The organism is Pseudomonas fluorescens (genome assembly GCF_001648775.1).
GTDB lineage: Bacteria > Pseudomonadota > Gammaproteobacteria > Pseudomonadales > Pseudomonadaceae > Aquipseudomonas > Aquipseudomonas fluorescens_M.
The window spans coordinates 119,115-125,655 of record NZ_LVEJ01000021.1; the positions used below are offsets into that span (position 1 = coordinate 119,115).

Sequence of the window (6,541 nt, forward strand, 5' to 3'; positions counted from 1 at the left end):
CTCCTGTGGGAGCGAGCTTGCTCGCGAAGGCGTGGGCCCGGACCACACACTTGCAAAAATATTTTCAGATTTGTGGTGAGGTAAACCCGAGCCCCATCCGTGTAGTGACTGAAACTGCGAGTCATTCGCATCCGTTGCGGTTCTACACAGGTCATTGAGCAATGAAGTCCAGGGCAAAATCGGGTTCGGTCAAACAGTGGTTAGGCGTTTCGGCATTGAGTTTTTCGGCGTTGGCGCTGTTGCCGCTGAGCGTCGCGCTCGGCGCTGAAACCGTCAGCAGCCCGGCGCAACAGCAGTTCAATTTCGCCTTGGCCGCCAAACCGCTGCCGCAAGCCCTGAGTGACTTCAGTCGCGTCACCGGGCAAAGCGTGGTCTACACCGATGAAGCGCCGTACGGGCTCAACGCCCCAGCCGTGACCGGCCAAATGAGCGCTGAACAAGCACTGCAACGGCTGCTCACCGGTTCCGGTTTGAGCTTTCGTCGTACCGACAGCCACACCCTGGCGCTGGAACCGCAGCCTACCGCTGGTGCGCTGAACCTCGGCGCCACCACCATCACCTCGCTGCGCGACCAGTCGCTGAGCTACCAGCCGCCGGAAACCAGTTCGGTGATGCGCTCTTCGGCCTCGCTTCAGGAAACCCCGCAGACCGTCAACGTCATCCCGGCGCAGGTTATCCGCGATCAGGCGCCGCGCAATCTTGATGACGCCCTGGCCAACGTCAGCGGCATCACCCAGGGCAACACTTTGGGCAGCACTCAGGACTCGGTGATGACCCGCGGTTTCGGTGACAACCGCAACGGCTCGATCATGCGCGACGGCATGCCGATCGTGCAGGGTCGCGGCATGAACGCGACGGTTGATCGCGTCGAAGTGCTCAAAGGTCCGGCCTCTTTGCTCTACGGCATTCAAGACCCGGGCGGCGTGGTCAACATGGTCAGCAAGAAGCCGGAACTGACGCAATACAACGCGCTGACCTTGCGCGGTTCGACCTATGGCGACGGCAAGAACGGCAGCGGCGGCACCCTCGACAGCACCGGCCCGTTGGGCGATTCCGGGCTGGCCTATCGCATGGTCCTCGATCACGAAGACGAAGATTACTGGCGCAACTTCGGCACCCACCGCGAAACCCTGATCGCGCCGTCGCTGGCCTGGTTCGGCGAAAGCACCCAGCTGTTGTTCGCCTATGAACACCGCGAATTTCTCACGCCGTTCGACCGTGGCACGCTGATCGATCCGCGCACCAATCACCCGCTGGACATCTCGCGCAAACAGCGTCTGGACGAGCCGTTCAACAACATGGAAGGCCGCTCGGACCTGTATCACTTCGAAGCCGATCACGAGCTCAACGACGACTGGAAAGCGCACTTCGGCTACAGCTGGAACCGCGAAACCTACGACGCCAGCCAGGTCCGTGTCACCGCCATCGACACCAAAAAAGGCACACTGACCCGCAGCATGGACGGCACGCAGAACGCGATCAGCACCGACCGTTTCACCACCGCCAGTCTCGAAGGCAAGGTCAACGTGCTGGGCATGCAGCATGACCTCGTTTTCGGCGTTGATGACGAGTACCGCAAGATCTACCGCGCCGACCTGATCCGGCAGAAAAGCCTGACCACCTTCAGCTACCTCAATCCGGTGTATGGCCGCGAAGTCGCCGGCACCACGGTCAGCGCTCCCGACAGTGCACAGACCGATGAACTGCGCAGCGATTCGGTGTTCATGCAGGACTCGATTCACCTCAACGACCAGTGGATTCTGGTCGCCGGCGGGCGCTTCCAGGAGTACGACCAGTACGCCGGCAAAGGCGTGCCGTTCAAAGCCAACACCGACAGCAACGGGCAGAAGTTCGTCCCGCGCGCCGGTCTGGTGTATCGCTACACCGACGCCTTGTCGTTCTACGGCAGCTACACCGAATCGTTCAAACCCAACTCGACCATCGCCCCGCTGAGCGGCAGCAGCACCGTGCTCGACGGCAGCATCGCCCCGGAAGAAGCCAAGTCGTGGGAACTGGGTGCGCGCCTCGACATGCCGGGGCGTGTCACCGGCAACATCGCGTTGTTCGACATCAAGAAACGCAACGTGCTGGTGGCCAACTCTGAAGGCCCGACGACGATTTACAGCGCCGCCGGTGAGGTGCGCTCGCGCGGTTTGGAGATGGACCTGACCGGTCAGTTGAGCGACCACTGGAGCATGATCGGCAGCTACGCCTACACCGATGCCGAAGTGACCGAAGACCCGGACTACAAGGGCAAGCGTCTGCAAAACGTGGCGAAGAATTCCGGTTCGTTGTCGGCGGTGTATGACTTCGGCAGTGTGATCGGTGGTGATCAATTGCGCGTTGGTGCGGGTGCGCGTTATGTCGGCGAGCGCGCGGGGAACGCGGTGAATGATTTTGATCTGCCGAGCTATACCGTGGCGGACGCGTTTGCCACTTACGACACCAAGGTTGAAGGGCAGAAAATCAAGTTTCAGCTGAATGTGAAGAACCTGTTTGACCGTACGTACTACACCTCGGCGGCGAGCCGGTTCTTTGTGTCGATGGGGGATGCGCGGCAGGTGTCGCTGTCCAGTACTCTGGAGTTTTAAGACAAGATCAAATGCCCCTCACCCTAACCCTCTCCCGGAGGGAGAGGGGACTGACCGTGGGATATTCCAGAGATACACCGACTTGAACGTGATGCCTTGAATCCATAATCGATTAGGTGTTTCAGGTCGATGTACAACGCCAGACAACTCGGTCGGCCCCCTCTCCCTCTGGGAGAGGGCTGGGGTGAGGGGAGAAGGGCTCACCGCAAAAACGCCTGCCGATACTCCCCCGGCGTCCCCCCCAAAACCTGCTTGAACCGATTGGCGAAATGACTCGCGCTGGCAAACCCGCACGCCAGCGCAATCTCACCCAACGGCAATGCCGTCCCGCGCAACAACTCCCGCGCCCGGCTCAAGCGTCGCGCCAGCACGTATTGATGCGGCGGCAGGCCGAAACTTGTGCGGAACATCCGCGCGAAGTGGTATTCCGACAGCGCACACAATCCGGCCAACTGACCGAGGCTGATCGGCTCGGCCAACTGGCTGTCGATGAATTCCACCAGTTGCCGACGCTGATGCGGCGCCAGCCCGCCCTTCAAACGCAAGCCCTGACGCGCGCCGACCTGACTGAGCAAGGTATGGCTGATCAGTTCATGGGCCAGACTGCTGGTCAGCAAACGTTCGGCGGGTTCGTCCCAGTTCAGGGTCAGCAACTGCCGGAAGCGTTGCGCCTGTTGCGGGTCTTCGAGAAAGGTCTGCTCGCGCAGCTGCATTTCCCGCGGTTCGCGATCAAGCAACGTGACGCAACCGAGGGCGAATTGCTCGGCGCTGAAATACAGGTGCGCCAGACGGATATCGCCATTGATCACCCAGCCCGATTCATGATCGGCCGGCAGGATGCAGAGCTTGTCCGGCCCGCCCTTTTGATCGGGTTGATCGCGTCGGAACGTACCGGTGCCGCCGGCGATGTAGCAGGACAGGGTGTGGTGACTCGGCGCCTCGTACTCCTGGGCATCGTGGTGGTTGGTCCACAAAGCCGCAGACAAGCCGTCACCGAGCTCGGCGCTGTGCACCAGGCGTGCGTTCGGCGAGCTGTTCAGCGCTTGAAAGACTTGCAGGGTATCGATGGCGGCCATGATCGGTTCTCTTCAACGCCTTGCATCCTACTCCGTAGCCGTCGCGCTGCCAGCCTGTCGCCAGACAAAAGCGCAAGAATCTGCAAGCGCACAAGACGATTCCAGGCAGACACTCAAGGCCTATCAAGGAGTGTTTGCCATGAACCTGTCGTTGTATTTGCTGACCGTGCTGATCTGGGGCACCACCTGGATTGCCTTGAAATGGCAACTGGGCGTGGTGGCGATTCCGGTGTCGATCGTCTATCGCTTCGGCCTCGCTGCGCTGGTGCTGTTTGCGTTGTTGTTGCTCAGCCGCCGTCTGCAACCGATGAACCGGCGCGGCCATCTGATTTGTGTGGCGCAGGGTTTGTGTCTGTTCTGCGTCAACTTCATGTGCTTCCTGACCGCCAGTCAGTGGATTCCCAGCGGTCTGGTGGCGGTGGTGTTTTCCACCGCAACGTTGTGGAATGCGCTGAACGCGCGGGTGTTCTTCGGCCAACGCATCGCGCGCAATGTGCTGATGGGCGGTGCGCTCGGTCTGTTCGGTCTGGGCATGTTGTTCTGGCCGGAACTGGCGGGGCATCACGCCAGCCCGCAAACCTTGCTCGGCCTCGGTCTGGCGCTGTGCGGCACGCTGTGTTTCTCGGCAGGCAATATGTTGTCGAGCCTGCAGCAGAAGGCCGGGCTCAAGCCACTGACCACCAATGCCTGGGGCATGGCTTATGGCGCGGCGATGTTGTCGGTGTGGTGCCTGGTCAAAGGCATTCCGTTCGACATGGACTGGTCGCCGCGTTATGTCGGTGCGCTGCTGTACCTGGTGATTCCCGGTTCGGTGATCGGTTTCACCGCGTACCTGACGCTGGTCGGACGCATGGGCCCGGAACGCGCAGCTTACTGCACGGTGTTGTTCCCGGTGGTGGCGTTGAACGTCTCGGCGTTTGCCGAAGGTTACCAGTGGACCGCGCCAGCCCTCTTCGGTCTGGTACTGGTGATGCTGGGTAACGTGCTGGTGTTTCGCAAACCCAAGGCAGTGATACTGCCACCACAAGGAAAGTTGGCCTGAAGTGTACGAGCGTTGAAAATCAGCGCTCGACTTTCAATGTCATGTAGATCATCACCGGAAATATGAAATCAACAATATGCCGCGCCCAGTCCTTGGCGTTCCATGTTTGCGAAGTGTCCATGTCGAACCATTCCACACCGACGGTTTGCAGGCACACGTAATAAATAAATATCGCGACCAGTATGCCCATGATCGACAGTTTCTTGGCCTCATGGAAATCGTCCGCTGATGCGTGAACTTTGCGATAGAGCTGATAGGTGCCCATCATGCACAACACCGTGTAAATAACTTCCATGGTGATGATGAACCAGTAGATTCGGTGGTGCAGCAGCGGCGACTCGATCGCCCGGTACAGGATGTTTTGATTGGCCGTGGTTGTGTCCATGCTCAGGATGTGCGCGACATAGGTGTAGTTCGATTCATAGTCAGTGAAATTATGGATCATCACCAGCAGGCCAAAGAAACTGATGTAAGCCATTAATATAACTTTGCTGTAACGAATAAGTTTGTCAGTGCTCAGGGTATTCAAGGTGGGCTCTCTCTATCATTAGTTACCGCTAAATCGGCAGAGAGGCAGAGCATATAGTGCTGGTGTTGAGCTTTGCGTTTGGTTGGGTTTCAATTTATGTGTGGGTACAACTAACGGGTAAGTGAAAAGTTGCACTTACCCGTTTTAATCAACCGCGCCAGACTTGCGGGTTGACCAGATCCTGCGGACGTTCGCCGAGCAAGGCGCTGCGCAGGTTGGCGAGGGCGCGGTTGGCCATGGCCTCGCGGGTTTCGTGAGTTGCCGAGCCGATGTGCGGCAAGGTCACGGCGTTTTTCAGCTGGAACAAGGGCGACTCGGCCAGCGGTTCTTTTTCGTAGACGTCGAGGCCGGCGCCACGGATGCGCTGGTTTTGCAGGGCCTCGATCAGGGCCGGTTCATCGACCACCGGGCCACGGGAGATGTTGACCAGGATCGCGCCGGGCTTCATCAGGGCCAGTTCGCGATGGCTGATCAGGTGGCGGGTCTTGTCGCTGAGCGGCACTACCAGGCAGACGAAATCGGCTTCGGCGAGCAGTTGGTCGAGGCTGCGAAATTGTGCGCCGAGTTGTTGTTCGAGTTCGGGCTTGCGGCTGTTGCCGCTGTAGAGAATCGGCATGTTGAAGCCGAGGTGGCCGCGGCGGGCGATGGCCGCGCCAATGTTGCCCATGCCGACGATGCCGAGGGTTTTGCCGTGCACGTCGCAGCCGAACAGCGGAGCGCCGACGCTGGCTTGCCATTGGCCAGCCTTGGTCCAGGCGTCGAGTTCGGCGACGCGGCGGGCGCTGCTCATGATCAGCGCGAAGGCCAGATCAGCAGTGCTTTCGGTGAGCACGTCCGGGGTGTTGGTGAGCATGATGCCGCGTTGGTTGAAGTAGTCGAGGTCGTAGTTGTCGTAGCCGACGGAGACGCTGGAGACGACTTCGAGTCTGGTCGCGGTTTCGAGTTGGGCCTGGCCGAGTTTGCGGCCGACGCCGATGAGGCCGTGGGCGTGGGGCAGGGCTTCGTTGAATTGGGCGTTGATGTCGCCGGCTTTTGGGTTGGGGACGATGACGTCGAACTCTTGTTGCAGGCGTTCGATCATTGGGGGGGTGATGCGGCTGAAGGCCAGGACAGTTTTTTTCATTGGTTTTGGCTCGTTGTCGGGCTTGATGCCAAGCACGCTAACATTTTTGCCTTGGGGGTGTCTTGGCGGCCTCTGGGCCGACCATGTTGTGGTTGTTCGGTGTGTATATCCGTTTCTTCGGTAACGGCGGCTTAGGGTTTCGCCCTGACGGCGACTCACTTTTTTTACAAACGCCTAAAA

General features: G+C 59.6%; 5 protein-coding genes. 2 read left to right on the forward strand and 3 right to left on the reverse strand.

Annotation, left to right across the window (positions count from 1 at the left end):
• The first annotated feature begins 161 nt into the window (after positions 1 to 161).
• A complete protein-coding gene (locus tag A8O26_RS19505; RefSeq protein WP_064119428.1) occupies positions 162 to 2,591 on the forward strand; it encodes a TonB-dependent siderophore receptor in 2,430 nt (809 codons plus the stop codon).
• A gap of 200 nt (positions 2,592 to 2,791) precedes the next feature.
• Here the strand turns inward: A8O26_RS19505 and A8O26_RS19510 are convergent, their stop codons facing one another.
• Positions 2,792 to 3,667, reverse strand: coding sequence for an AraC family transcriptional regulator (locus A8O26_RS19510; protein ID WP_064119429.1), 876 nt, complete (start codon positions 3,665 to 3,667; stop codon positions 2,792 to 2,794).
• A gap of 139 nt (positions 3,668 to 3,806) precedes the next feature.
• On the opposite strand from A8O26_RS19510, the gene A8O26_RS19515 reads away from it, so the two are divergent.
• On the forward strand, positions 3,807 to 4,709 hold the full coding sequence (locus A8O26_RS19515) for a DMT family transporter (protein ID WP_064119430.1): 903 nt from the start codon (positions 3,807 to 3,809) through the stop codon (positions 4,707 to 4,709).
• Positions 4,710 to 4,728: 19 nt separating this feature from the next.
• Here the strand turns inward: A8O26_RS19515 and A8O26_RS19520 are convergent, their stop codons facing one another.
• Together A8O26_RS19520 and A8O26_RS19525 are read right to left on the reverse strand one after the other, a co-directional pair.
• Positions 4,729 to 5,238, reverse strand: coding sequence for a DUF2165 family protein (locus tag A8O26_RS19520; RefSeq protein ID WP_064119431.1), 510 nt, complete (start codon positions 5,236 to 5,238; stop codon positions 4,729 to 4,731).
• A gap of 148 nt (positions 5,239 to 5,386) precedes the next feature.
• Positions 5,387 to 6,361 carry a 2-hydroxyacid dehydrogenase gene (locus A8O26_RS19525; RefSeq protein ID WP_064119432.1) on the reverse strand — a complete coding sequence of 325 codons (975 nt, stop codon included), beginning with the start codon at positions 6,359 to 6,361 and terminating at the stop codon, positions 5,387 to 5,389.
• Positions 6,362 to 6,541: the final 180 nt, after the last annotated feature.